We start from the raw sequence: 25,653 nt of genomic DNA, 5'->3' as shown, positions 1-25,653 counted from the left end.
CCTGAGCGCAGCCGGCTTCAGCCGCTGTTCAGCCCCAAGTACGTCGAGTCCTCAGCCGGGCCGATGTCCTCAAGCCGGTGGCGTGCAACGCCGTACTCTCCTTGATGACTTGGTGTCTCTCCAAGGGCCAAGGATCGCACCGACTGGTGACCACGGCGTTCCCGGCCTGCACCGACCCGGAAGTGGCGTAACCGGCCTGCCGATCCGGCGGAGTTCGCCGACCTCGCCCCCGGCACGGGCGACAATGAGGGGGGCGGTGCGGCGGACGCCCTCGCCGACCGCGCGCTCGGTGTCGCCGAAGCGGTCGTGCTCCTCCTTGATGTGGGCCAGCACGAAGACCTCGTAGTCCATCGACAGTCCGTACGCGACGCAGAACATCAGCACCGGGACGCTGGGCTCGATAGAGCCGGTCGGGGTGAAAGCCGGGGCCCGGAGAGGTGTCCGTCCTGGAAGACCCACGCCAGGCAGCCGAACATCACGGACAGGCTCAGCAGGTCGAGCACGGTCGCCTTCGCGGGCAGCAGCACGCTGCCGGTCATCAGGAAGAGGATCACGTACGTCGACCCGAGGACGAGCCCGACGGCGAGCGGCAGCCGGTCGAGGAGCGTGGCGCGGAGGTCGGTGGTCTCTCCCGGGTAGCCGCCCACGAGGGTACGGGCGGGGGCCGGGGTGTCCCGGCTCCGTTCGACGATCGCGGGGACTCGCCGTGCCCGCCCGGGTCCGCAGGGGGTTCAGAGACCTGCGTGTGAAGACCGGCTCCCCGGCCGGTGCACCGAAACGGTCCCGGACCGGCCCCGGTCGACCGCTCGGCTCGACGAACCGACGCCCAGCCACTCGGCACGACGTGGGACGCGTCCTCGCCGCCGGCGAGGCATACAGCCGCCCCGCACACCACAAGACGCGAACCAAGGCCCCGCCGAACTCAACAGGCGAACGCCGACCGCCCATACGCCGGGACGCCAGCCACCGGCCCAACAGCTCCTCGCTCTCCGCACCGGTACCCCCAGGCACCCAGAACGCGTAGGTGTTGGCGGTGTCGATGAACGTGCCGCCGAGGTCGGTGAACCGGTCGAGGATGGCGAACGCCCGCCGTTCGTCGACCGTCGTGCCGAAGTGCATGGTGCCCAGGCACAGCGCACTCACGCCGAGCCCCGACCCGCCGTCGGACAAGATCCGCTGTTCCACGTGAACCTCCTGTGTGATCGCGGATGACGCTAACGGCGATCGGCTCGGTATTACGATCCACTCACATGGAGGAATCCCGAACCAATCTCGCGTGGAGCGTGCTGCTCGACCTCCCAGGGACGGGCGCGAAGCACGAGCGGCTGACCCGCGCGCTGCGGATGGCGGTCCGCTCTGGGCGGCTGCCCGCGGGCAGTGCGCTGCCTCCGAGCCGCACTCTGGCCGCCGACCTGGGCTGTTCCCGCTGGGTCGTCACGCAGGCGTACACGCAGCTGGTCGCTGAGGGGTACCTGGACGCGCGGGTCGGGTCGGCCACCAGGGTGCGCTGGACTCCCGACACAGTGCCCACGCCGTCGGACGCCGACCGACCGCCAGCACCACAGACCCGGTTCGATCTGACCCCGGGCCTGCCGGACCTGCGGGCCTTCCCGCGCGCCCGGTGGGGCGAGGCGGTCCGCGACCAGGCACGCCGGGCGCCGTTGCCCGACCTGGGTTTCCCCCCGCCGGGCGGGCACCCCGAGCTTCGCCGGGTCCTGACCGACCACCTGCACCGCTCCCGGGGCGTCGTGGTGGACACCGACGACATCGTGGTCTCCACGGGCGTCACCGACGGCGCCGCCCGCCTGTTCCGGGCCTTGCGGGCGGAGGGGATCACCCGCGTGGCCGTCGAGGATCCTGGTTGGACGCGGCTGCACCACGTGGCCCGCGAGGCCGGGCTGACCGTCGTGCCGGTCCCGGTGGACGAGCAGGGCCTGCGGGTGGCCGAGTTGGATCGCGATCCGACGGTCCGGGTGGTGCTCACCACGCCGGCCCACCAGTTTCCGACCGGCGTCACGCTCAGCGCGGAGCGGCGCGCCGCGCTCGTGGAGTGGGTGCGGCGGATCGACGGGGTGGTGCTGGAGGACGACTACGACGCCGAATTCCGCTACGACCACCGCCCGCTGGGCGCGGTCCAGGGGATGTGCCCGCAGCGAGTGGTGCTGCTCGGTTCGGTCAGCAAGACGCTGTCACCGGCCCTCGGCATCGGTTGGGTGGTCGCGCCGCCACGATGGCGCCGGGTGCTACAGGCGAGCGGCACCTTCCGGTCCGGTCCGCCGGTGCTGGACCAACTGGCGTTCGCCCGCCTGGTCCGGACCGGTGGCTATGACCGGCACCTACGGTCGGTGCGACAGCGCTACCGGGCCCGGCGGGCCGCCCTGCTCGACGCGCTGCGCACCCGGCTGCCGACGTGCCGGGTCACCGGGTCGGCCGCCGGTCTGCACATGGTGGCCCACCTCGGGCATGGCGTCGACGCGGCCGACGTCGTCACGGCCGCGGCCGCCCGCGGGCTTCGGCTGGTCGACCTGGGGACCTACCGAGTGGACCACCGGGAACCGGCCGACTGCCTCGTCCTGGGTTACGGCAACCTCGCCGACGGCGCGGTCGACGACGCGGTGGTCATGCTCGCCGCGTCGGTGGCCGATCAGAGCGCGCACGACAGCGGACCACCCCGGTAGTCGTTGGCATTCGGACCTGGCGGCAACGCAGTCCGTTCCGCACCCGCGTGGCATCCCAGTACCTCATCACCGCGACGTGACTCACGTCCTGGCCTCCGCAGGAACAGGACACGCCGAGGCCGGCCCGATCAACCTGGCCCGTCACGACCCGACGCCTGCACGGCGCACATCCGGCGGCCGATGCCTGATACCTGGCTCACGCGGTGTTCACCGCCATGCGCGCCGACGTCATCGACTACCTCCGTGGCGGGCAACACATGAACACCGACCGAATCCGCGCCGGCCTGCACACCCTCGTCACCGACGCGTCGGCACAGCGAAGCCAGGGCGCTGTCGGCTGGATCTTGCGTGCGACCACCGGGGCCGTCTTGGGCCGTGATCGCTACTCGGGGATCAAGGCTTGCCGCAGGGGCTCTCGCCAGGTATCGGTCTCGCGGGCGTACGCACCGAAGTCGGTGCCGAACTCCCAATACGCCCAGCCGATCCTCAGACGCTCGGCTTCCTCCCGTACCCAGGCGGTCCAGCGGACACGGGAGTCCATGTCCGCCCGCTCGTATGCGCCGAACTCGCCGATGAACAGCGGGACCGCGTGAGCCTCCGTCCAGGCCGCGGCCACGGCAAGGTCCTCGCTCACGGTCTTCCGGTCGGCTTCGCCACCCCAGGTCGTGCCGAGCCACGGGTCTGAGTTCTTGACCCAGGGCGCGCCCTGGTGGGTGAACTCGAACGGGGCGTAGTAGTGCACCGTGGCCACCAAATGGTCGTCATCGGGCAGTTCGAGCTTCGAAAGAGCGCTGATGTCGTTCATCTCCGCCGGCCCGATGAGCACGGTGCGTTCTGGGCTCGATTCCCGTACGGCGGCCAGGGCGTGGCGCAGCAGGGCGTTCCACCGCTGCGCGGTCATGGCGGCGCGGGGCTCGTTGAGCAACTCGAAGTGGAGACGATCTGGACGATCGCCGTAGCGCGGGGCGATCTGCCGCCACAACGCCAGAAACCGCTCCGTCTGCGCGTCGGGCGCGTGGTTGAGCTCGTGATAGTGGTGCACGTTGAGCACGACGTTCAGATCCCGTGCCAGTGCCTGGTCTACCGCCCGGTCGACACGTTGGAAGAAGTCCTGTTCGACAGTGTATGGAGCGGTCTGTTCGGCGTGCGCCGACCACGCCACCGGCAACCGGACCGTGTCGAACCCGGCGGCCTTGATCTCGTCGAAATACCGCCACTGCAGCCGAAGCGCGTGCTCGTCACCGTCGGCGGCGTCCAGGGCGTTGCCCAGGTTGATCCCCGAGCCAAGCGTCACGGACGAGGACGAGCTCGGCATGCGGCCTCCGATCCGGGCAGCCTCACGGTTGTGGGAGCAGTGTATCCGCCGGGTCGTCACACGGCCTTCGCCAGCGTCACGAGGACCGGGGCCGACTTGCTGCCGGGCGGTGTCGTTGGAGTGGTCGAGCACTGTGCGCCTGCGGGCCTCCTTAAATCCGGGGCCCCGCACCCCCACTGCCTCACACAGCGCGACAGCCGGGCTCTGCGCCAGGGCAGACAACATCAGAACCAGATTCCGTGGGGCGGGAACCCGTCACGGACATGTCCACCACGCAAGACACCAGATCAGATTCCTTGAGCCACTGCTGAGCTATCCATAAACCAGGACCAGAGCCGGTTCTCGTGAACAAAGCCAGGCGGCAGTAGTGGAACTGATGCGCACACGTGATGATGGCCGTGGATCCGTGGCGGGGCTTGGCTTTGCCGGCCTGCTCGCCCCGGCCGGCCGTGAACATCCGTGGAGGGGCTGGGGGTTCTCCGCCGGGTGGGGCACAAGGAGACCTTGGCCGTGACCCTCGTGCGGCCCGAGCTGGTGGAGGCTGGCGTCGACGTCGCACGGGACGCCACCGGCCGTTGGCGCCACGCCGCGCGCTGCCACCGAACACGCCTGGACCTCTCCCCCGGCGACGTCGAACTGTTCATCGGTCGGCCAACCGGGCGCTGACCTGCCATGGTCGGGCTCATGGTTGGGCTGTGCCCGCCAGGCCGACCACGCCCCGCATGCGGCCGCAAGTCGGTGCGGAAGACCTCGGACAGCACTCCACTGTTGTGCGCGGCCACCGCGCCACTCGATCCACCGGTCGTCGTCCGGGAAGCTGTCGGGATCCTCGATGCCCGCGCCCTCGAGAACACCACCAGATCGTGATCGCTGTAGGCGGTGCCGAGGATCTCGTCCGGCCCTGGGAGTGCGCGGTGACTAGCCGGCCGGGCGTGCGAGAGGGCGGGTGCACGACGATCGGCGCGCTGCTCATGCCTCCCAGCGTGCCGCCGGCAAGCCCGCCCGGCGAGCCCGCAGCGGCGGTCACGGGCTGTCGCCGGAGTAACAGAAGCGGCACATCACACCCGGGCCGGCCGTGCGCGGCTCGCCGGGGTGCGGGTCCAACAGGGCGCGGCCGACGGGGAACTGCCCGAGCTCGGCGGACAGGGCGGCGCCGTCGTCGACTTCCTCCGGCCGCCATCCCGTGATGTCGAGCAGCAGTCCGTCCAGCGGCCCGCCTATCAGCGCGGCGCAGGTCTGCCACGGCAGCGGTCCCGGGTCGGGGGCGTCGTAATCGTGGCCGTACCCGCGGCCGCGCAGCAGTCGCTCATCGTCGCTGTTCATGCGGTCCAGCGTTCCAGCCGCCACCGACAACCGGCCCTGGACGGCAGCGTGCCCGGCCGGGGTGGAGGCCGGGCACCCCGTGCTCAGCGTGCCTCGGGCAGCGCGGTGGAGAACATCGTCCCGATCGCGGTGCGGCAGGTCAGCGCGGTCATTTCGGGTAGACCGTCGAGGACTTGGCGCAGATGCCAGCTGTCTGCGATGGCTCGGGCCTTGGCGGTCATGATGGACGCGTAGGCGGGGAACCGGCTGGGTGGAAGGAGGGCTGGCACAGTCGCCGCTGGAGGGCGGTCCTGTGTGATCCGTTGCGAGTGATGAGGGGCGGGATCGCTGGCCCCGTACGCAGCCCACCTGTTCGCCGGGTGCCGCATCACGCTGTCGGCCCACCTCCAGGGGGCCAATGCACCGCCGGTCGAAGTCCCGGACCGAGAACGGGTGTCGGGGTTCAGGAAGAAACAGCGGAGAGGTCGCGGGCGACGTACGGGCGGCCGTCGTGAATGTGGTGGGGATCGGCCGGCACACGGTCGGGATCCTGTACGAGACGGGTGACGGGGACGTACGAGACGATCGTGTTCCACCGGGTGCCGCTGGAGGAGCTGGACCAGACGTGACCAACACCCGAAGTGGGGAATCGGTACAGGAAGTTGAAACCAATACGGTAAGAATTTTCCGTTTGCTGGCGTCTGCTCCCGGTGTGAGTATGTTGTGGGGAGCCTGAGCACGTTGTGGGGGGCCGGGGCAGGGAGCACCCATGGCCGACGCGTCGCACGACAGCCAGGACACAGCCCTCGTCGACACCGTGGTCGTCGGCTCGGGCTTCGGCGGGGCGGTCACCGCGTACCGCCTCGCCGAAGCCGGCCGGTCGGTGGTGGTGCTGGAGCGGGGCAAGCCGTACCCGCCGGGCGGCTTCCCCCGCAGCCCCGCCGACATGGCCCGCAACTTCTGGGACCCGAGCAACGGCCTGCACGGACTGTTCGACATCTGGTCCTTCCGCGGTCTGGAAGGCGTCGTCTCCAGCGGCCTGGGCGGCGGATCCCTCATCTATGCCAACGTCCTGCTACGCAAGGACGAACGGTGGTTCGTGAACGAGTCGCCGCTGCCCGGCGGCGGTTACGAGAACTGGCCGGTCGGACGCGCCGACCTCGACCCGCACTACGACCGGGTGGAGTGCATGCTCGGCGCCACGACCTACCCGTACCAGAACACCCCGAAGACACTCGCCCTGCACCAGGCGGCCCGCCGGCTCGACCTGCCGGTGTTCCGGCCGCCCCTCGCCGTCTCCTTCGCGCCCCGGCCCGGTGCGCCGCCCGTGCCGGGCGCGCAGATCACCGACCCGGACTACGGCAATCTGCACGGCCTGCCCCGCAGCACCTGCCGGCTGTGCGGCGAGTGCGACGTCGGCTGCAACTACGGCGCCAAGAACACCCTCGACCACACCTACCTGTCGGCCGCCCGGCACCACGGCGCCGACATCCGCACCCGCTGCGAGGTACGAGGTTTCACGCCCCGTCCCGGCGGCGGCTACGACGTCTCGTACGTCGTGCACGACCCGGCCCGGGAAGGCCGCCGTACGGCCACCGACCGGCTGCCCCTGCACCGCATCGGCTGCCGTCGCCTGGTGCTGGCGGCCGGCACCTTCGGCTCGACCTATCTGCTGCTGCGCAACCGGGCGGCACTGCCCGGCCTCAGCAGCGCGCTGGGCACCCGGTTCTGCGGCAACGGTGACCTGCTCGGGCTGGTGCTGCGCGCCATGGCGGGCGCCGACGGGAGCCGTCCCTTGAGGCTGGACGCCAGCAGGGGACCTGTCATCACGAGCGCCGTGCGCGGCGGCGACACACTCGACGAGGACGGCTCGTCGGGGCGCGGCTTCTACATCGAGGACGCCGGCTACCCGGACTTCATGGCGTGGCTCGCCGAGTCCTCCCGACTGCCGGGCGGCGCCCGCCGCCTTCTCGGGTTCGGACTGCACCGGCTGCTGGCCCGGCTCGGGGTGGATCCGGCGAGCCGCGTCGGCGGGCAGCTGGCGCTGCTGCTCGGACCCGCCGTGTTCTCCTCGACCTCCCTGCCCCTGCTGGGCATGGGGCGGGACGTGCCGGACGGCCGGATGCGGCTGCGCCGCGGCCACCTCGACGTCGACTGGACGACGCTCACCTCACGCGCGTACTTCGAGCGGGTCCGCTCGACCATGCGGGACATCGCGGGGGCGCTGGGCGGCGACTTCCTCGACAACCCGCTGTGGTGGTGGGGCAACCGCGTGATCACCGTGCACCCGCTCGGCGGCGCCCCCATGGGCCGTCATCCCGGGGAGGGCGTGTGCGACGACATCGGCGAGGTCTTCGGGTTCCCGGGCCTGCATGTGCTGGACGGGGCGCTGCTGCCGGGCGCGGTGGGCGCGAACCCCTCCCTGACGATCGCCGCCGTCGCGGACCGGGCCTGCGACCGGATCCTGGAAGGGAAACCGGCGTCGCGTACGGCCGGTCGGGCGCCGCACGCGGCCGGCCGGGCCACGGCGGGACGTACGGCAGACGAGGGGCCGGCGGTCGGCGGGACCGCGCCGCGCACACCGGCCGAAGCCGCCCCGTCGGCCCCCGCGACGCCGGGCACCCACCCTGGACGCGGCCGCTCCGGCACCCCGGCGGGCTCCACCGGTACCCCGTTCGGGTTCACCGGAGCCCCGGCGGACACCGCCCACACCCCGCCCGTCGAGCCACCGACCAGCCTCAGCTTCACCGAGGAGATGAAGGGCCATGTCGCCCTCGACGTCGACGACCCCGAGGAGGGCCGCGCGCTCGGACGCTCGCTCGGGCAGCGGCTGAGCTTCCGCCTCACCATCACCGCTGCCGACGTGGACCGCTTCGTCGCCGAGCCGGCGCACGCGGCGGACGCCGCCGGCCACGTCGACTGCGACGTCCTCGGCGGGCGGCTGGAGGTGGAGCACGGCTGGTTCAACCTCTTCACCCAGGACGGCGACGCGGGCCGACGGCGCATGCTGTACCGGCTCCACCTGCGCACGCAGGAGGGCACCCCGCTCACCCTCACCGGGCACAAGGACGTCCACGACGACCCCGGCGCCGACGTCTGGCCCGACACCTCCACCCTCTACGTCCGCCTGCTCGCCGGGCACACCCACCCCGACGACGACGCCACCGCGCCCGTCATCGGCGCCGGGATCGTCATCATCCGGATCGGTGACTTCCTCCAGCAGCTGACCACCTTCCGCACCACCGGCCCACACCCGGCGCGGGCGATGGAGCTCTTCGGCAAGCTGTTCCTGGGCGAACTGTGGGCCGTCTACGGCGGACGCCTGGCACGCGCCGTACCCGCGAAGGACAGGCCGTGAACCTCAAGCACCTGCGCGCCCACGCCAAGGAGCTCGGCTTCACCCCGTGCGAGCCGGTGCGCTGGCTGGACCCGGCCTCCCTCGTACGGACCGGCGTCAAGGTCGCACTGGCCGACGTGTTCGCCGCGTACGCGGACAAGCGGGAGATCCAGGGCACGCTCAGGGCCGAGCCCCTGCGGGCCCCGCTCGACGACCCGAACGCGCGCGAGATGTGGATCGACTACGTCGCCGACCTCGGTGACGGATTCGACGCCACCGCGTCGGTGGCCCGGTCCCTCGCCGCCCCCGGCCTCACCGTCCGCCGTGAGCGGCTGCCGCGCGGCTCGTTGCTCGTGCTCGGCGGGGACGAGACCTACCCGGTGGCCTCGATGAAGCTCTACCGCGACAGCATGACCGGCCCCTACGCCTCGGCCCTGCCGGCCACCGAGGGCGCTCCACCGCTGATGCTGGCGTTGCCGGGCAACCACGACTGGTACGACGGCCTCACCGCGTTCCTGCGCACCTTCGCCCTGCGCCAGCCCGTCGGCGGCTGGCAGACCCGGCAGACCCGCAGCTACTTCGCCGTACGACTGCCATGCAAGTGGTGGCTGGTCGGCCTCGACAGCCAGCTCGGCGCGTACCTGGACGACCCCCAGCTGCGCTACTTCCAGAACCACCTGTCGGCCCGTCTGCGACCGGGCGACGGAGTGATCGTCTGCTGCGCCGAACCCACCTGGGTCACGTGTGCCGACGACGCCGGCGCCTTCGACACGCTGCACTGGTTCGACCGCGCCGTGGTCCGCACCCGCACCGACCCGCGCACCGGCGAGCCGGTGCCCACCGGCGCGTCGATCCGGCTGTGGCTGACCGGCGACAAACACCACTACGCCCGCTACGCCGAGCGCCTGCCCGCGGATCCGCCCGAGCGCCAAGACCTCCCCCCGGATCCCCGGCGCCGGCAGATGGTGACGTGCGGTCTCGGCGGCGCCTACCTGGCGTCGACCCACACCTTGCCCCGCAGCCTGTCGCTGCCACCGGCGGCGACCCAGATGCGGGAGAAGGACGACCCCGCGGTGACCTTCACGCGCGCCGACGAGAGCACGTACCCCGAGGTCCGGGAGTCCCGTCGGCTCGCCCGCCGGATCACGGCGCCGTGGTCCCCGTACTGGCTGCCCCGGCGCAACCCCGGCTTCTGCCGGCTCACCGCGGCCGTGCACACCGCCGCCTTCGTCGTCCTCGGCTTCCTGTTCGCGGTGGCGCGGGACCAGCTCCAGCCCGTCGACGCCGTACGGCACGGGAGCGCCGCGGACCTGGGCCGGTTCACCGCGGTGACCGGCGGTGTCCTGGTGGTGCTGTGGGGTCTCCTGCGCCGGACCTGGCGCCCGCGCCCGGCCAGACCCCGGGTCGCCGATGCCGTACTTCTTCAGGCCGTGGTGGCGCTGGGGGCTCTCGCCGTCACCGTCGCGCTGCCGTTCCCCGCGCACTGGCCCGGCTGGGGGGTGCTGCTCGTCTGTCTCGCGGTCGCCGCGGTGCTGGGCGCGGTGGCCGGCTCGCAGGCCTTCGCCCTGTGGGTGCTGTCGGCACGCGGCGGCGCCGTCGCCGACTGGCAGATGTCCGGTCAGGCCGTCGAGGACCACAAGGGCTTCCTGCGTCTGCACATCGCGCCGAACGGCGACCTCACCCTGCACGCCCTGGTACTCGACGGGATCTGCCGCCGGTGGAACCTGGCCGACGCACCGGGCGGCCGGAAACGCGCGGTGCCCGCCGAGCCCCTCACCGTACGGCTGATCGAGGACCCCGTCGTGATCGCCCGGGAGGCGAAAGGCCATGACCGCACGCCCCGAACCGAACCCGCGCGGCCACGGCAGCAGCGGCCCCCGGACCGGGACCGGCTCCGGCTCCGTCCGGCGCACGCCCACGCGCCCCACGACCCGCCGTGACCACATCACCGAGGTGCGGCCCCTCACCGCCCGCGACGGCCGCCCGCTGACCGTCGTCCATGTGCAGGGCCGGCATCCGCCGACCCGTGGGCCGGTGCTGGTCGTGCACGGCGCGGGCGTACGGGCCGAACTCTTCCGGCCGCCGCTGCCCAGGACCTTCGTCGACGCCCTCATCGACGTCGGCTGGGACGTGTGGCTGCTCAACTGGCGGGCCTCCATCGACCTGGACCCGATGCCCTGGACCCTCGACCAGGCCGCCGCCCACGACCATCCGGCCGCCGTCGAGCACGTCCTCGCCGCCACCGGCGCGGACCGGCTCAAGGCGGTCGTGCACTGCCAGGGCTCGACGTCGTTCGTGATGGCCGCCGCGGCCGGGCTGCTGCCCCAGGTCGACACCGTGGTCAGCAACGCCGTCTCGCTGCATCCCGTCGTGCCCGCCGTGTCCCGGTTCAAGATCAGCAAGGTGGCACCGGTCGTCGGCCGCGTCCTGCCGCACCTCTCACCGGCCTGGGGCGACCGGCCCGAGGGCTTCGCCGCCCGCTGCGTCGCCGGTTTCGTCCGCGCCACCCACCGGGAGTGTCGCAACGGCGTCTGCCGCATGGTCAGTTTCACCTACGGCTCCGGACGGCCGGCCCTGTGGTCCCACGCGAACCTCGACGAGGCCACCCACGACTGGATCCGCGGGGAGTTCGCCGACGTCCCCATGACTTTCTTCGCGCAGATGGACGCCTGTGTGCGGGCCGGCCATCTCGTGGCCACCGGCGAGGTCGAGGGCCTGCCGCTGTCCTTCACCGACCGGGCACCGCAGACCGACGCCCGCTTCGCGCTGTTCGCCGGCGAGGACAACCGCTGCTTCCTCGCCGAGAGCCAGCGCCGCACCTTCGACTTCCTGCACCGTCACCGCCCCGGCCGCGACAGCCTGCACCTCCTGCCCGGCTACGGCCACCTGGACGTCTTCCTGGGCCGACGCGCGGCGGCCGACACCTATCCGCTGATCCTGGAGGAGCTGGCGCGATGAATCCCGCACTGGACCTGGCCCGGCTGGTCCTGTCCGCGACACCGTCACCGGTGCCGCGCCGGCAGCGACGACTTGCCGGACGGCACGCTCTCGTCGACGGCATCCCGTTCGTGCTGCCGGTGGATTCCACCGACACGCCCGCGCTGATGGCCGCGTTCCCTGTCGACCGCGGGGCGGCTGCCCGGCTGCTGCCCGGCGGTGAGCTGCACCCGCTGGCGATCCCCGGCGGCCGCGGTCTGCTCGTCGTCACCGTCGTCGACTACGCCCGCACCGACATCGGCCGCTACATCGAGTTCTCCGTGGCCATCGCCTGCACCCACGGCTCCCGGCCCGCCCCGCCCCTGCTGCCCGGGCTGCTGCGCGGCAGCTTCGGCACCGGCCAGTACGTCGTGGACCTTCCGGTGAGCAGCGAGATCTCGGTCAAGGGCGGCAAGGGCATCTGGGGCATGCCGAAACACCGGGCCAGCCTCGACTTCCAGGTGAGCGACCGGGCCGTCTCGAGCCAGTACGAGGACGACGGCCGGCTGGGCATGCTCATCGAGGTCGAGCGCCCGCCCGAGACGCGGCTACCGCTGCGGGTGGCCGCGGTCAACTACTGCGCTTTCCGGGGGATGCTGATGAAGTCGTCCATCTACTTCGAAGGCGCCGCCGACATCGCCCTGGGCAGGCGGGCCCGCGCCCGTCTCGTCCTCGGCGACGCCCCCGCAGCCGCCGCGCTGCACGGCCTCGGGATCGCCGAACAGCCGCTGTTCACCTGCTTCCTGCCATCGACCCGGGGCATCCTCGACGACCACTTCGAATGCTGGTTCCTCACCAGTGAGGAGGCCGGGCGCACGTTCGGCGAACCACTCCAGAGCGTCGTCGGCCTGGGCCTGTCGGAGGAGTGGCCAGCACCACCGCGGATCGACGTGGGAGCCCGGCCATGAACACCTTGCTGCTGGTGAACGCGCTGTACTTCCTCTTCGGCGCCACGATGTACATGGGCACCATGTGGGTGCTGCGTTTGTTCCTGTATCCCACCTGGCGTGCGCTGACCCCGGACAACGTCGACGTGCACTTCGGCGTGCCCACGGCGCTGGCGACCCGGTTCTTCACGGTCGTCGTACCGCTGATGTTGATCTCCGGCATCGTGCTGGTGTGGAGCGAGTGGGGCAGCTGGTACGTCGTGCTGGCGGCCGTCTGCCTGGTCGGTATCGCGCTGATCACGTGGTTCGGGCAGGGGATCGTCGTCCCGGTCAACAAACGGATCCAGGGCGGCCGGTTCGACGGCCAGGCCGGGCTCACCCAGTTGCTGGTGCGCTGGATGCGGCTCAACGACATCCGGTTCGTCTTCGCCACGGTGACCTGGGCGGCGATCGTCTGGTACATCGCGGCCAAGGGGGATCTGTGGGATGCCCTCTCATGACCCCGCTCCCGGCCCGGGTGACCGGCGACCCGCTCCGACTGGTCCTCCTGGCCATCGCCGCGGTGACGATGGTGACCGGGGTGTGCCAGCTGGTGGCCCCCAGCCCCGTGCTGGAGCTGCTCTCCACTGACGCGGTCGGCTCCGCGTCCCTGAGCCGGCATCTCTTCGCGACCGTCGGAATGTTCATGATCGTCATCGGCGGGCTGCTCACCCAGCAGCTGCTGTCCCCGGGGGCGCCCTCCTTCCCGCTGCTGTGGGTGGGGCTACAGAAGTTCGGCGCGTTCGCCCTGGTGACGGCAGGGGTGGCGCGGGGCCTGTTCACCGGCCTGGCACTGCTCGTGGCACTGTTCGACCTGGCCACGGCGGGGCTGTGCTGGCTGCTGTGGCGTCGGCCGCCCCGCCCGGCGGAGTCCCTCGTCGCCGCGGACGCCGATACGGCAGGGCCCGGGATCCGGTGAGGCGGTGATCGGCGATGAAACGGTCGTTGGTCCTGGCGGGCGGCGGGATGCGGGTGGCCTGGCAGACCGGCGTGGTCCGGGCACTCGACGAGTACGGCACGGAGTTCGACCACGTCGACGGCACCTCCGGCGGGATCCTCACCACCGGCATGCTGCTGTCCGGCCAGGACCCGGCGGAAATGGGCCGGCGCTGGTCCGACCTGCGCGTCCGTGACTTCAACTCGCCGCTGCCGCTGTCGGACTACCTGCGCGGACCCTGGGCACTGTCCGCCCTCGGCGACGCGGACGGGCTGATCCACCGCGTCTTCCCCGCGCTCGGCGTCGACCCGGACGCCATCCGCTCCTCGCCGCTGCCCGGCACCTTCAACCTGGTCGACTTCGCCACCAAGACCTGCGTCGCCGTACCGCACACCGAGGTCGACGCGGAACTGCTGGCCGCGGGCATGTCGCTGCCGCTGTTCATGCCACCGCTGCATCGCGACGAGCACATCTGGACCGACGCCGTATGGGTCCAGGACGCCAATGTGGGGGAGGCCCTGCGCCGCGGCGCCGACGAGGTCTGGCTGGCCTGGTGCATCGGAAACACGCCGTACTGGGGCGACGGACCGCTGGAACAGTACGTCCACATGATCGAGATGTCCGCGAACGGGGCGCTGTTCGCCGAACTGGCCACCGCGTCCCGGCCGTTCACGCTGCACGTGGTCAAACCGGAGTACCCGCTGCCACTTGACCCCGAGTTCTTCGCAGGACACGTCACCGCCGACACCCTGATGGAGATGGGCTACCGCGACGCCTGGCACTACCTCGACGGCGCCGACCCGGAGGGCGTGCCGAAGGACTCCGGCTGTACGGCGATGCGGGTTCCCCCGCGCGGCATGCGGTACCGGGAGCGCCTGCACGGCGAACTCGACGGCGCCGACCTCGTGCTGGAGGCCGCCGTCGACCTGCCGCTGCCCGACGACGACGCCCCGTCACCCGGAGCCCGGCTGGTCGGACACATCGACCACGACCCGTGGGGCGGCCGGGTGCTGCTGGCCGACGGTCGCGCGGAGGCGGACGGCAGCGCGCTCACCTACACGGCCCGGGTGCGCCTGGCGGGTCGGTGGCACGAGGTCCGGGTCCGCCGCGCACCGGCCGACGCGGCGGTACCGGCCCTGTGGACCCGGACCGGGCCCGTGCCATTCCGGATCGCCGACGGCAAGGACGTCACACTCGAACTGGGCCTGCGCGACGCGGCACACGCACTGGCCTCCGTGACCCCCTTCGGCACGCACGGCATCCGCGACCGCGCCGACACCGTCACCGAACTGGCCGGCACCCCACTGCGCAGAACGGTGACGGGCGCGCCGGGCAGGCCCCGAGGCCGCTGAGGACGACGCCGTACGGCCCCTCCGGGAAGGGCAGTCCCGGTAAGTTGCGAGAAGGCCCGGTCATCTTCCGCGATGACTGTTCAGCGCCCGCTTCCCCATCCGCTCCCAGAACAGCCTCAGTTCGGCGAGGTCCGTGCCGTGCCCCGTTGCCGACGGGCCTCGGATCTCGGGTCTCGCAAGGGATCGCCACCGCGACCGCGTCGTCGCCCGCACGCACGATCACGGCCAAGCCGCGGTCACCTGGTCCGAGAACACCGGTCGTCGTGTTGTGCGATTGAGCAGCCCGGAGGGGCTGACGTTCCGGGTCACTGCCTTGAGCAGTGACTCGGCCGTCGATCAGGCGGTGGTCGCAACCTGACCCAACCCGGCGGACCTACGCGGTCACAGCACTAGGCGGTGTCTTCAAATGATCTTTAGTAGTGGATCATGGTCGGGTGATACGTCGCCATGAACTGTCCGATGCCGAGTGGGAGTTCGTCCGGCCACTGCTGCCGGTGTCACTGCGAGGCCGGAAGCGGCTGGACGACCGCAAGGTGCTCAACGGGATCGTGTGGAAGTTCCGCACCGGAACGGCCTGGCGGGACGTGCCGGAGCGGTACGGCCCGTGGGCCACGCTGTACACCCGCTTTCGCCGGTGGGCTCTGGACGGCACGTTCGAGCGCATGCTCCGGGCCGCCCAGGCCAGGGCGGACGCGGCCGGGGACATCGACTGGCTCGTGTCGGTCGACTCCACCATCGTCCGTGCTCACCAGCACGCCGCCGGGGCCCGAAAAGGGGGGCCCGCTGTCCCGGCCTCGGACGCTCCGAGGCGGTCTGACCAGCAAGATTCATCTCGCCTGCGATGCCTTCGGCCGCCCGCTCGCCTTCACGGTCACGGGCGGGAACACCAACGACTGCACCCAGTTCACCGCCGTGATGGAGGCGATACGGGTGCCCCGCATCGGTCCGGGACGGCCCCGCGTACGGCCTGCCCATGTCCTGGGCGACAAGGGCTACAGCTCCCGGGCCATCCGCACCTGGCTGCGACAGCACGGCATCAGCCACACCATCCCCGAGCGGGCCGACCAGATCCGCAACCGGCTCCGACGCGGCAGCCGGGGCGGACGCCCGCCGGCCTTCGACAAACAGCTCTACAAGCGACGCAACGTGGTCGAACGCTGCTTCAACCGCTTGAAGCAGTGGCGAGGCATCGCAACCCGCTACGACAAGACCGCCGAGTCCTACCAAGCAGCCGTCACCCTCGCATCGCTCCTGATGTGGGCGTGACATTTGAAGACACTCCCTAGTGTCCTGAGTCGGGAATTCGCTGCGTAAGTCTCTGTTGCTTCGGCATGATGGCCGGGTGGCGAGGATGGGACGGCCGAAGGCCGAGCTGGTACTGACCGATGACGAGCGCGAGACGCTGACGCGTTGGGCGAGACGGCGGACGTCGTCGCAGGCGCTGGCTCTGCGGTGCCGGATTGTGCTGGAGAGCGCAACCGGCGCCTCGAACAAGGATGTTGCGGGCCGGCTGGGCGTCGAGGCACACACGGTGAGCCGGTGGCGGGCCCGGTTCGTCCGGGACCGGCTGGAGGGCCTGACTGACGAACCGCGTCCGGGTGGACCGCGGAAGATCACCGACGGCCAGGTCGAGGAAGTGGTCGTCAAGACGCTGGAGACCACGCCGAAGGACGCCACGCACTGGTCGACGCGGTCCATGGCCAAGGAGGTGGGGCTGTCTCAGTCGGCCATCGCGCGGATCTGGCGAACCTTCGGCCTCAAGCCACACCTGGTGGACACCTTCAAGCTGTCCAGGGATCCGCAGTTCATCGAGAAGGTTCGTGACGTGGTCGGGCTGTATCTCGCTCCGCCCGAGCATGCGCTGGTGCTCTGTGTCGACGAAAAGACGCAGATCCAGGCTCTGGACCGGTCGGCGCCTGTGCTGCCGATGATGCCGGGCATGCCCGAGCGCCGCACCCATGACTACGTGCGCGGCGGCGTCACCACTCTGTTCGCCGCGCTGAACACCGCCACCGGCGAGGTGATCGGCCAGATCCACCGCCGGCATCGCGCCGTGGAGTTCAAGAAGTTCCTGACCCGGATCGACAAGGAGGTGCCCGACGGGCTGGACGTGCACCTGATCTGCGACAACGCCTCGACGCACAAGACCCCCGCCATTCAGCGATGGCTGGCCGCGCATCCCCGCTTCCACGTGCACTTCACCCCCACCAGCTCCTCCTGGCTCAACCAGGTCGAGCGGTGGTTCGGCCTGCTCACCGACAAGCAGATACGGCGAGGCGTCCACAAGAACGTCCAGGCCCTGGAGAAGGACATCCGCACCTGGATCAAGACCTGGAACGAAGACCCGAAACCCTTCGTCTGGACGAAGACCGCGGACGAGATCCTTGAACGCCTCGCCGGATATCTGAACAGAATTCCCGACTCAGGACACTAGCCAGCGCCTGAAGTTCTGCAAAGCTCTCCCCCAGGGCACTCGGGATCGATCGAAGCCACGCTGGAGAATCCGACCATGAGATCCGTTTGACAAAGGGGCTCTCTGATGGTTTCGAGAGGGCGGTTTGCGAGTTGATGTCCGGTTCATCATTGGGCTTGGGTGAGACGTGCTGTTCGGTTCTCCACGCCGGAGAAGAGCGCGAAGGGGCCTGCCAGGGCTTCATCGACAACCTCGGCACCGTCGCCGACATCCCCGTCTGAGCTGCACCTTTGACCTCAACCGTGGTTTAGGTACAACACTCGGAGTATGAAGACCACAAACAGCAGCACCATTCTCTTCCGCAACACCATGCGCATCACCGACGGCCACCTCGATGGCTTCCGGCACGCCATCGCTCAGGCGGTGGCATTCGCTCAAGAGCACGGCCCCCAGCTCATGGTGGAGGTCTTCATCGACGAGGAGCGGATGCTGGCGCACAGCTTCCAGCTCTACCGCGACTCCGATGCCATCCGCGCTCACTGGCGGCTGTCGGATCCGTACATCCGCGAGGTCATGGAGCACTGCACCGTGCAGCACTTCGAGATATTCGGTGCACCGGACCACGACATCGTGGCGGCCCTCAAGACCCCCGACGGTGAATCCTTCCCCTTCGCCATCTCGCCCCGCCTCGCCGGCTTCAACCGTCTTGAGACGCCTGGCCGGAGCGAATCGCCCTCTTAGAGATCGGTTCATGAGTCTTTGATCGCTTCTGTCGTCGCTCGATGGTGTGGGTGCGGGCGGAATCTGCTGGCCCGCAGCGGCCCGTAGCCGTACGGCGGTCGGGTCGGATGCCGTTTTCTGTGGCCGCCGGCCCCGCAGCTCCGGCCACTCACCCGCGACTCGCACCCCGTAGGGGGTAGGGAACCACACCCGGGTCCGCCCGGCCCGCGGCAGCGTGATCCGGTCGACCATCGGCTGGTTCTCCCACCGGCAGCAGCAGGCGCGGTGGGAGGCGGTGCGCGCGCAGGCCCTGCGCTGTGGGCTGTCGCAGCTGGATGCCCTGCACTATTCCCGGTTCGAGGACGCGGTACGGGACTTGAGGTACCGGGACGGCTGTCAGGACGCCCAGCGCGTCGCTGGCCGTGGTGATCTGGGGGCGGACGTGAGGGCCACCGACCCGCTCGGGCGGCGCTGGGTGATCCAGTGCAAGCACCGCCGCAACGGCGGCCGCGGTACGGCGGTGGGTACGCCGGATCTGCAGGTCCTCAACGGCACGGCCCGGCAGGTCCACGGCGCGGACATCGCCGTCATCGTGACGAACGGGCGGGTGACCGCACCGGCCGTCGCCTTTGCCGCACAGCAGCGACTGCACGTGGTGGACCGCCAGACGCTGGCCGTATGGGCATCCGGCTCACGCCCACTGCGGGAGCTCCTGCGGGCAGTCCCGCCTCCCCGACGGCCAACCCCCTGAGCTGAAGAGGCAAGCGTGCTTTTCTCAACAGCCCTGACGCTAAGGGTGGTTCCGGGAGCTGGCACCCCCGGTGCCCAGTGCGCGCCGGCCCGCCGGTAGTGCCTGGGACATGTCCGCCTCCACGACCGGGGCGAGCGGCTCGGCAGCCGCCCGCTCCGCGACCGTACGACCGGGTGAGTCAGCGACCGGCGACTGCTCTTCAGTGAGCCTCCGCCAACCTGAAAACCGCTGGCCAGCAGGGCTGGTGTGACCGTGTTCCGGGGTGCTCGTGCTGGTCGTGGGCGGGAGTCTACGGAGAAGATCGCCCGTCAGCGGTTGACTTCGAGGTCCGTCAGGACGAGCAGGGCGCGCAGGAGTTTGGTGACCAGAAGGGCATCGAGATCGGCCGGGCGCAGGGCTCCGGGCGTCAGATCATGCAGGCGGCCACTGACCAGCGGTGAGAGCAGGCCCAGGGGGCTGCCCACCTCGCGGAGGCGGTGCACGGCGGCCCGCTGGGCTTCGATGGCGGCCGCCTTGGAGACGAGGGACTCCTCCAGCCGGGCCAGGGACTGCTCGATGCCGGTGGCGCCCTCAAAGCCGGCCCGGATGTCGTCCAGGGAGATACCCGCCTGAGCCATCTTGCGGATCCACAGCAGGCGGATCATGTCGTCGTATACGTAGCGGCGGCGGTCGTCGCTGCCGCGTTCCGGTTCGGCGAGGAGCCCGATGGCGTGGTAGTGGCGGATGGCGCGGGGTGTGGTCCCGGCGAACGCGGCGGCATCCCCGATCTTGACCCGGCGGGGAATCGCAGGAAGGGGCATGCGCGGGAACCTCTCGATGTCGTGGTCGCCACCTACTGGACCACATGCCGCTACGGCACATGCAAACCCCTCTGCTGAGGCGCGCCCCGCCCTCCCGCACCATCAAGGGTCGTACGGATCGCTGCACGGGCAGAGAAAACGTCCCGGATAAGCAGACTTGGGAACAGGGCAGGGGTGGGGGATTCAGTCAGTGAGTGCCGTCAGTGCGGCAGCGTCCCTGATCACAGGCGAGTGGTGAACCGGCCGTCGGGCGGGTTTACGGCACCGGCGGCGGTCAGCGGTGACTGCAAGCTGACCGCGAAGTAACTCCCCTGGCCTCAACGACAGTGGCCCCCACCCTGCGATCAGGGCGGGGGCCGGTCTCATGTGCGTGGCAGACGGTCAGGCCGGGGCGATGAGGACGCCCGGAAGGTCACCGGCCTTCACGGCGTCGTCATCGATGGCCACGCCCGTGTAGGCGCCCACGGCAGTGAACACCAGCTCGGGCAGGCGCTCGCCATACTCCTCGAAGTACGCGACGACTTCGGCCTCACTGACCTCAGGCATCGACGGGCAGAGTGCGCCCGAGGCGCTGAGGGCGGCATCGAGGGCCGAGCCCTGCCCGGTGTCGGTGCCGAAGTCAGCCCGGAGAGCGCAGGCATCGGGCGCATGGATGATCAGGGCCGGAGGGCTGAAACGGTTGGCGGTCAGGCAGAGGATCTCCTCGCCCTCGCAGGGAAGAATCGACTCGGCCTTGCCCTGGTAGCCGGTCGCCCAGGTTGCCATGCCCCAGTCCTCCAGCACGTACGTCCACCCACCGCACGTGCCATACATGGCGCGGTTGAGCTGGGGGGAGGGCCGGCCCGGCTGCCCGGCCGGTGCGCGCAGCTCCCTGCACGGGGTTCGCGCGGCCAACTCATCGAGGTCTGCGCCCAAGTTGATGAGGAACTCGTCTGTCTCCACGCCTCGGTGTGCGTGAGGCTGCCGAGCAACCATCGCAGTGAAACCCGCTCGACCTGGTCACCTCCTTGAGGAGATCCTTCCGGCATGGAGTTTCTCTGCTACCACCGCGACCGGCACGGCTCCGTGCCGCTGCGCTCCGAGCTACTGGAAGAGCATTGGTCCTACATGGACCGGTACGCGAAGGAGATGATCGCCCGGGGCCCGACCCTCGCCGACGACGGCGACACCCCTACCGGCAGCGTGCACATCGTCGACCTGCCTGATCCCGTCGCCGCCCGTGCGTTCGCCTTCGACGAGCCCGGCTACCAGGCCGGCGTCTACCGGGACGTGCTGCTGCGGCGGTGGCGCAACCTGCTGGGGCGCACCATGTGGGACTTCCCTGGTGGCCGGACCGGCGGCAACCGGTACCTGGTGCTCGGCCTCGGCGCAGGGCAGGCCGCAGACCTCGCGGTGCCGCCCGACCGGGACGAGCTGATCGCCTACGGACCGCTGCTGTCCGACGACGGCGCCACCTGGCTGGGCACGGCGGCGTTGGTCAGGGCGCCGGACCCGGACACGGCACGCTCCCTTCTGACCCCGGACCGGTACGCCGACATCGAGGTGCACAACTGGCAGTTCGGCGGGCGGCCGTCGTGACCCGAGGACGTCCAGGCCGACGTCACTGCAGAAGCCCTTCGGCTCACTCAGCATCCTCGTGTTTCACCCGAACCCACATATGCGTCGGTCTGACGCACACCGGTGGATCCGTGGATTCGCGCTGGAGGAGCTTCGGCTCACTGGACTCAGGGGATCACGCGGGAGACGACCGAGGCGATCGTCGGCGCGGTCACCGGCGGCCCGGCCGCTCCCCACACCCTGCTGCTCGGCAGATACGACGACGGCGGACAGCTGACGACGGCGGACAGCTGCGGTACATGGGCCGCACCAGCAACCTCACCCGGGCGGCCAGCGGCACGCTCACCGCCCCGCTCGCCCCAGCCGGGCCCAGCCATCCGTGGACGGGCTGGTCGTTCTCCGCCGGATGGAACAACCGGGAGACCCCGGACGTCTCGCGTTGGTGGAACCGGACCTGGGGGTGAAGGTCGGTGTCGACGTCGCCCGTGGCGCTGCCCCGCACGCCTCCACCGTCCTCGCCCCGGCCTCTCCCCGGCCGACGTCCCCCACATGACGCCGCCGCACTGACGGCGGCACGGGCGCGGCGGCCCCACCCCGCGTGCAACCAGCTGAGCGCCCCGACTCCCCTCGCCCGCCGCCCAGGACCTGCCCCACCCCCACCCATGTCTCTTCTTCCTGCGGGGCGTGGACCGAGGGGCGTAGAGGGGACGTCGGGCTACCGACCACAGCCGCAACGGCATGGTGACCTGCGGATTTCACGGACCGATCCCTCGATCGGACAGGCGGCTGTTTGGTGGGAGTATCGGTGTGGATACGGACCGTGGCGCGGCCCTCGATGCGGTAGTGGTCGAAGGTGCAGGTGTGGCCGTCCTCGTCCTGGAGGGTCCTGCCATCGAGGCTGACCGACCGGCGAGTGTTGTCGGTCAGCTCCACCCATTCCTTGATGGGTGAGCACCGCGAGCGGTCGTCGCGTCCCGGCGAGTCGTACTGCACCACGCTGATCTCCACCCTCGGCTGTGGAGCGGCCCGCGGCATCCACAGGCGCCCAACCTGGCCTGCGCATAGCACGATCTCTGGTCGTATCCGCCACGTCGCCAGCGGTGCTCCGAAAGCGCGAAGGGGCGTAGGTCCGGTCCTGAATGAACTCGTTCTTGTCTCTACGTGACAGCTTCCTGACCTTCGACGACGGGAGTCAGGCCGTCGAGGAGTGCCTTGAGACCGAATTCGAAAAGAGCATCGAGACGCAGGTCATAGCCGTCCTCGAAGGCTCCGACCACCCTGGTGAAGGTCGGGAAGCGGCCGGAATCCACCAGTTCCTGGAGAGCGGGGGTGCGGCTGTCCATCCATTGGTCCTCCGACTGGCCCGTGGCCGCTTCGGCCTGCGCTTCCATCTCCAGGTGCACAGCCAGGCCCTGAACATGGCTGTAGAGCAGGACGTGGATGTCGAACAGCTTGGTGGGATCGAGTCCGTGGCCGTCGAGGGCTCGCAGCATCCACTCGCCGTGGACCATCAGGTTGGGCACGAGCAGAGGGCGAGTGAGAGAGCCGATCTGGGCCAGCCAGGGGTGCTTGCGGTAGAGAGTCCAGAGGGTCCGAGCACCCAGTTCGATACGGGAACGCCACTCTTCGGGGGCGTTGGCGGGGTAGGACTCCTCGCCGAATGCGGTGTCGGCCATGAGCAGGATGAGGTCGTCCTTGCTGGGGATGTACCGGTAGGGCGACATGGCGGCGACGCCGAGCCGTGCCGCGACGCCGCGCATGGACAGCGCCGAGAGTCCTTCGGTATCGGCGATGTCGATGGCCGTGCGGACAATCCGGTCGAGGCTCAGCTCCTGCTCGGGGTCTGGGACGGGTGACGGGCGCCTGCGAGCCGACGCGGCGGGGGCCGTTCCGGCGACGACCGTGCCGATCCGGGGCCGTGCGTGGACAAGTCCCTCCAGACGCAGGGTGGTCAGCGCCTTGGTGGCGGTGGCGAGCGCGACGCCCCATTCCCCGGCGATCTGCCGGGTCGAGGGAACCCGGTCTCCGGGGGCGAGTTCGCCGTCCGCGATGCGCCGCCGAATCGCGGCGACGATGCGCAGATAGGGCGGATCACCGAATGCATCTGTGGTCTTCGTCACGTCCTGCCGCTTTCCTGTCCTGTACTAGTGCAGAGGGTAGCAGCGGCGACGCGGAGCGGCAGCCTCTGATCTAGTACAGATCTGGTGTTGTGCCAGTTGGAGGGGGTGCGCGTACGTCGTACATTCAGTGCGCGTACACCGCAAACGCACTGGAGGAACATCTCATGCAGACCGTACTCATCTCCGGCGGCGGGATCTCCGGGCCCGTCCTCGCCTACTGGCTGCGCCGTCACGGCTTCGCGCCCACCGTCGTCGAACGCGCCCCGGGCCCACGCCCCGGCGGCCAGGCGGTGGACATCCGCGGCGTCGCGCTCGAAGTCGTGGAGCGGATGGGCCTGTTGGAGCAGGCAAGCCGCGCACGGACCCGGATGCGCGGCATGTCGATCCTCGCCCCCGACGGCCACGAGGTCGACCGCTCCACCGAGGCGACATTCAGCAGCGGCCGGCTCGACAGCGAAGACATCGAGGTGCTGCGCGAGGACCTGGTACGGATGGTGCACGCGCACACGCGCGCAGGCGTCGAGTACATCTTCGGCGACAGCATCACCGCGCTCGAAGAGGACGAGACCGGCGTGCGCGTCGATTTCGCGCACGGGCCGTCCCGCGTCTTCGACCTCGTGGTCGGGGCCGACGGCCTCCACTCCACCGTACGACGCCTGGCCTTCGGTCCGGAGGAGCGTTTCGCCCACCATCTGGGCAGTTACCTCTCGGTGTTCAGCGCGGACAACTTCCTCGCCCTGGACGACTGGCAGATGTGGCTGCGGGACGGCGACATGGGTTTCGGCATCATGCCCGTACGCGGCAACACCGAACTCAGGATCGCCTTCGGCTTCGAGTCCGCCCCCCTTGCCCACGACCTCCGCGACAGTGGCGCCCTGCGGCAGCTCGTCGTGGACAAGCTCGCATCGATGCGGTGGGAGGGGACCCGCCTGGCCGAGGCCGCCCGGAAGACACCCGACTTCTACTGCGACGCCATGGCCCAGATCCGCATGGATCCGTGGTCGCGGGGTCGGGTGACCCTGCTCGGAGACGCCGGCTACTGCCCTTCCCCCCTCTCGGGGCAGGGCACCAGCCTGGCCCTCGTGGGCGCCCACGTGCTGGCCGACTGTCTTGCCCAAGCCAACGGCGACCACCGCATCGCGTATGCCCGCTACGAGCGGCGGATGCGCCCCTTCGTCACCCTCAACCAGGCACTGGCCACCGAGAACCCCGGCGGCCCCGCCTCGGAGGAGTCCGCCGCGCACGCCAAGAACGCACTCTCACTGGACAGCTGATCCCCTGGCCCGAACGGTCGCCGATGGAGTCGCCGGGGCGGCCCTCGCTCGCCGCGGCGGCCGCGAACGCGGCTGTGCGGTAGCGGATGGTCATGGGTGAAGTCCAGAACGCTTGAAGGGGAGGGATGCTGGCCGGCCGGGGGGCTGGCGGCCGTTGCAGCTGCCAGTCCCCTGGGGCGAGCTCACGTTTGAGGCCGCCGCGGCTGGTCAGGCCCTTGGCGAAACCCAGTCATGCTCCCTCGCCCTCACCGCCATCCGGCCCCATCCGGCCCCATCCTGGTAGACGGCACCATCGGCTGCACAGGCCGACCATCTCCCGGGAGGTCCTGCTCGCCCTGCTCGTGCCCGCCCTGATGATGGCCTTCCTCTTCGCCATGGACGCGCTGGAGAATCTCAACGTCCCCCGCCGGACAGCGACACACGACGTGACAGCAGCCAACCGACGCGCCCGGCCCGTGACATCCCACAGGAGTCCATCCATCCAGCCACCCGCCCGTCAGCTCCAGGTAGGTCTTGCCCCTGGTCCGGCGGCGGCCGGGTCGCCGCGCGCTGGCCGAACTCACCGCCGTCACCGCTGTCATGGTCCAGCCCTGGTCCCTGATGCCGCCCACACTGCCCCGGCGGTGCCGCCGGCCTGATCCCGCCCTGACACACGGCACGCGGGGCGCGCCGGGCGCGGGAGCAGCCGACTACCGCCGACTCCCCACAGTCGGCAGGGCCGCGACATGACCGGCTGCCGGGCCTTCCTGCGGGGCGGGCGGCGCAAGCCTCCGCCGCCGGCCTCCCGGGTCGGCGTGGCCGGGCTGCGACGCGCAGGCCGGGCTGCGGCCACTCGTACCGGCGGTAGGTGGCCATGGTGGAGCCGTCCGGGTCGAGCAGGACCTGGTAGACGGTCGGTAGTCCAGCTCACTCCAGCGATGTCCGCTCGCCGCGAGTGCTGTGGCACGCAGCACGAAGTCCTTCGCGCGGGCGCGTTTCCGCTCCGTCGCACCCAGTCGAACTCCGCCAGGTCGAACCGACGGCACCGCGCCCCATGACGTTCTGATCCTGGAGGCCCAGCAGCGCCGAGAAGCGGAAGCCCCAGTCCTCGGGGGCCAGATCGGACACCGCCAGCATCAGCACGTCGATGAACCCCGCGGTGGCGCCATTGGACAGGTCCAAGCCGTGGCTACCGCCGGAGAAGATGTTGCTCACC

At 70.5% G+C, this 25,653-nt stretch carries 23 protein-coding genes and 4 pseudogenes; 16 read left to right on the top strand and 11 right to left on the bottom strand.

What is annotated here, in order from left to right; all coding sequences use genetic code 11:
• Window positions 1-69 precede the first annotated feature (69 nt).
• Window positions 70-351, bottom strand: a complete 282-nt coding sequence (locus QQS16_RS44125) for a hypothetical protein (protein ID WP_502963993.1) — start codon at window positions 349-351, stop codon at window positions 70-72.
• Between the two features lie 26 nt (window positions 352-377).
• A complete protein-coding gene (locus QQS16_RS44120) occupies window positions 378-647 on the bottom strand; it encodes a hypothetical protein (RefSeq protein ID WP_502963969.1) in 270 nt (89 codons plus the stop codon).
• Between the two features lie 62 nt (window positions 648-709).
• Between QQS16_RS44120 and QQS16_RS39995 the strand changes: the two are divergent.
• Window positions 710-874 (top strand): annotated as a pseudogene (locus QQS16_RS39995) (NF041680 family putative transposase); the annotation flags it as partial.
• A gap of 86 nt (window positions 875-960) precedes the next feature.
• Here the strand turns inward: QQS16_RS39995 and QQS16_RS39990 are convergent.
• Window positions 961-1,143 (bottom strand): annotated as a pseudogene (locus tag QQS16_RS39990) (aldo/keto reductase); the annotation flags it as partial.
• 107 nt (window positions 1,144-1,250) lie between these two features.
• On the opposite strand from QQS16_RS39990, the gene pdxR reads away from it, so the two are divergent.
• Complete coding sequence (gene pdxR, locus QQS16_RS39985; RefSeq protein WP_286067549.1) at window positions 1,251-2,678, top strand: MocR-like pyridoxine biosynthesis transcription factor PdxR; 1,428 nt, start codon at window positions 1,251-1,253, stop codon at window positions 2,676-2,678.
• A gap of 382 nt (window positions 2,679-3,060) precedes the next feature.
• On the opposite strand, the gene QQS16_RS39980 is transcribed toward pdxR, so the two are convergent.
• Complete coding sequence (locus QQS16_RS39980) at window positions 3,061-4,125, bottom strand: glycoside hydrolase family 5 protein (RefSeq protein WP_286067548.1); 1,065 nt, start codon at window positions 4,123-4,125, stop codon at window positions 3,061-3,063.
• Between the two features lie 378 nt (window positions 4,126-4,503).
• On the opposite strand from QQS16_RS39980, the gene QQS16_RS39975 reads away from it, so the two are divergent.
• A complete protein-coding gene (locus QQS16_RS39975; protein ID WP_286067547.1) occupies window positions 4,504-4,659 on the top strand; it encodes an ATP-dependent DNA ligase in 156 nt (51 codons plus the stop codon).
• 357 nt (window positions 4,660-5,016) lie between these two features.
• Here the strand turns inward: QQS16_RS39975 and QQS16_RS39970 are convergent, their stop codons facing one another.
• Together QQS16_RS39970 and QQS16_RS39965 are read right to left on the bottom strand one after the other, a co-directional pair.
• Window positions 5,017-5,316: a hypothetical protein gene (locus QQS16_RS39970; protein ID WP_286067546.1), complete on the bottom strand. Its 300-nt coding sequence runs from the start codon at window positions 5,314-5,316 to the stop codon at window positions 5,017-5,019.
• 83 nt (window positions 5,317-5,399) lie between these two features.
• The gene (locus QQS16_RS39965) at window positions 5,400-5,537 is read right to left on the bottom strand and encodes a hypothetical protein (protein ID WP_286067545.1); all 138 of its coding nucleotides are present in this window, start codon (window positions 5,535-5,537) and stop codon (window positions 5,400-5,402) included.
• A 527-nt stretch (window positions 5,538-6,064) separates the two neighbouring features.
• Here QQS16_RS39965 and QQS16_RS39960 point away from each other — a divergent pair.
• The 11 genes and pseudogenes from QQS16_RS39960 to QQS16_RS39910 form a co-directional block, all read left to right on the top strand.
• Window positions 6,065-8,653 (top strand): GMC oxidoreductase, encoded by a 2,589-nt coding sequence (locus QQS16_RS39960; protein ID WP_286067544.1) that lies wholly within the window; start codon window positions 6,065-6,067, stop codon window positions 8,651-8,653.
• The gene (locus QQS16_RS39955) at window positions 8,650-10,572 is read left to right on the top strand and encodes a metallophosphoesterase (protein WP_286067543.1); all 1,923 of its coding nucleotides are present in this window, start codon (window positions 8,650-8,652) and stop codon (window positions 10,570-10,572) included. Before QQS16_RS39960 ends, QQS16_RS39955 begins: the two co-directional genes overlap by 4 nt.
• Window positions 10,460-11,590, top strand: coding sequence for an alpha/beta fold hydrolase (locus QQS16_RS39950; protein WP_286067542.1), 1,131 nt, complete (start codon window positions 10,460-10,462; stop codon window positions 11,588-11,590). The genes QQS16_RS39955 and QQS16_RS39950 overlap by 113 nt, the downstream gene beginning before the upstream one ends.
• Window positions 11,587-12,516 (top strand): acetoacetate decarboxylase family protein, encoded by a 930-nt coding sequence (locus tag QQS16_RS39945; RefSeq protein ID WP_286067541.1) that lies wholly within the window; start codon window positions 11,587-11,589, stop codon window positions 12,514-12,516. The genes QQS16_RS39950 and QQS16_RS39945 overlap by 4 nt, the downstream gene beginning before the upstream one ends.
• Window positions 12,513-12,995 carry an anthrone oxygenase family protein gene (locus QQS16_RS39940; RefSeq protein ID WP_286067540.1) on the top strand — a complete coding sequence of 161 codons (483 nt, stop codon included), beginning with the start codon at window positions 12,513-12,515 and terminating at the stop codon, window positions 12,993-12,995. The genes QQS16_RS39945 and QQS16_RS39940 overlap by 4 nt, the downstream gene beginning before the upstream one ends.
• Window positions 12,992-13,453: a hypothetical protein gene (locus tag QQS16_RS39935; RefSeq protein WP_286067539.1), complete on the top strand. Its 462-nt coding sequence runs from the start codon at window positions 12,992-12,994 to the stop codon at window positions 13,451-13,453. The genes QQS16_RS39940 and QQS16_RS39935 overlap by 4 nt, the downstream gene beginning before the upstream one ends.
• A gap of 14 nt (window positions 13,454-13,467) precedes the next feature.
• Window positions 13,468-14,823, top strand: a complete 1,356-nt coding sequence (locus QQS16_RS39930) for a patatin-like phospholipase family protein (RefSeq protein WP_286067537.1) — start codon at window positions 13,468-13,470, stop codon at window positions 14,821-14,823.
• Window positions 14,824-15,257: 434 nt separating this feature from the next.
• A protein-coding gene (locus QQS16_RS39925) for an IS5 family transposase (protein WP_502963968.1) occupies window positions 15,258-16,089 on the top strand; the annotation gives its coding sequence in 2 pieces (ribosomal slippage) (window positions 15,258-15,628 and window positions 15,627-16,089; 834 coding nt in all).
• 85 nt (window positions 16,090-16,174) lie between these two features.
• Window positions 16,175-17,257, top strand: a complete 1,083-nt coding sequence (locus tag QQS16_RS39920; protein WP_286067536.1) for an IS630 family transposase — start codon at window positions 16,175-16,177, stop codon at window positions 17,255-17,257.
• A gap of 306 nt (window positions 17,258-17,563) precedes the next feature.
• On the top strand, window positions 17,564-17,977 hold the full coding sequence (locus QQS16_RS39915; protein WP_286067535.1) for a hypothetical protein: 414 nt from the start codon (window positions 17,564-17,566) through the stop codon (window positions 17,975-17,977).
• Window positions 17,978-18,209: 232 nt separating this feature from the next.
• Window positions 18,210-18,707 (top strand): annotated as a pseudogene (locus QQS16_RS39910) (restriction endonuclease); the annotation flags it as partial.
• 356 nt (window positions 18,708-19,063) lie between these two features.
• Here QQS16_RS39910 and QQS16_RS39905 read toward each other — a convergent pair.
• Both QQS16_RS39905 and QQS16_RS39900 read right to left on the bottom strand, forming a co-directional pair.
• Window positions 19,064-19,507, bottom strand: a pseudogene (locus QQS16_RS39905) (MerR family transcriptional regulator); the annotation flags it as partial.
• 381 nt (window positions 19,508-19,888) lie between these two features.
• Window positions 19,889-20,449, bottom strand: coding sequence for a hypothetical protein (locus tag QQS16_RS39900; RefSeq protein ID WP_286067533.1), 561 nt, complete (start codon window positions 20,447-20,449; stop codon window positions 19,889-19,891).
• Between the two features lie 84 nt (window positions 20,450-20,533).
• On the opposite strand from QQS16_RS39900, the gene QQS16_RS39895 reads away from it, so the two are divergent.
• A complete protein-coding gene (locus QQS16_RS39895; RefSeq protein WP_286067531.1) occupies window positions 20,534-21,085 on the top strand; it encodes a YciI family protein in 552 nt (183 codons plus the stop codon).
• A 321-nt stretch (window positions 21,086-21,406) separates the two neighbouring features.
• Here QQS16_RS39895 and QQS16_RS39890 read toward each other — a convergent pair whose 3' ends face one another.
• Both QQS16_RS39890 and QQS16_RS39885 read right to left on the bottom strand, forming a co-directional pair.
• Entirely contained in the window at window positions 21,407-22,099 is a 693-nt protein-coding gene (locus tag QQS16_RS39890) for a lamin tail domain-containing protein (protein WP_286067529.1), read from the bottom strand.
• A 122-nt stretch (window positions 22,100-22,221) separates the two neighbouring features.
• Entirely contained in the window at window positions 22,222-23,184 is a 963-nt protein-coding gene (locus QQS16_RS39885) for a TetR/AcrR family transcriptional regulator C-terminal domain-containing protein (RefSeq protein WP_286067527.1), read from the bottom strand.
• A gap of 164 nt (window positions 23,185-23,348) precedes the next feature.
• Between QQS16_RS39885 and QQS16_RS39880 the strand changes: the two genes are divergently transcribed.
• A complete protein-coding gene (locus QQS16_RS39880) occupies window positions 23,349-24,458 on the top strand; it encodes an FAD-dependent monooxygenase (protein ID WP_286067526.1) in 1,110 nt (369 codons plus the stop codon).
• 906 nt (window positions 24,459-25,364) lie between these two features.
• Here QQS16_RS39880 and QQS16_RS39875 read toward each other — a convergent pair.
• Complete coding sequence (locus QQS16_RS39875) at window positions 25,365-25,652, bottom strand: hypothetical protein (protein ID WP_286067524.1); 288 nt, start codon at window positions 25,650-25,652, stop codon at window positions 25,365-25,367.
• Window position 25,653 lies beyond the last annotated feature (1 nt).

This window comes from Streptomyces sp. ALI-76-A, from assembly GCF_030287445.1.
In the GTDB taxonomy this organism is placed as follows: Bacteria; Actinomycetota; Actinomycetes; order Streptomycetales; family Streptomycetaceae; genus Streptomyces.
Note: the sequence above shows the minus strand (reverse complement) of the source record. Positions and strands in the feature narration are given on the sequence as shown.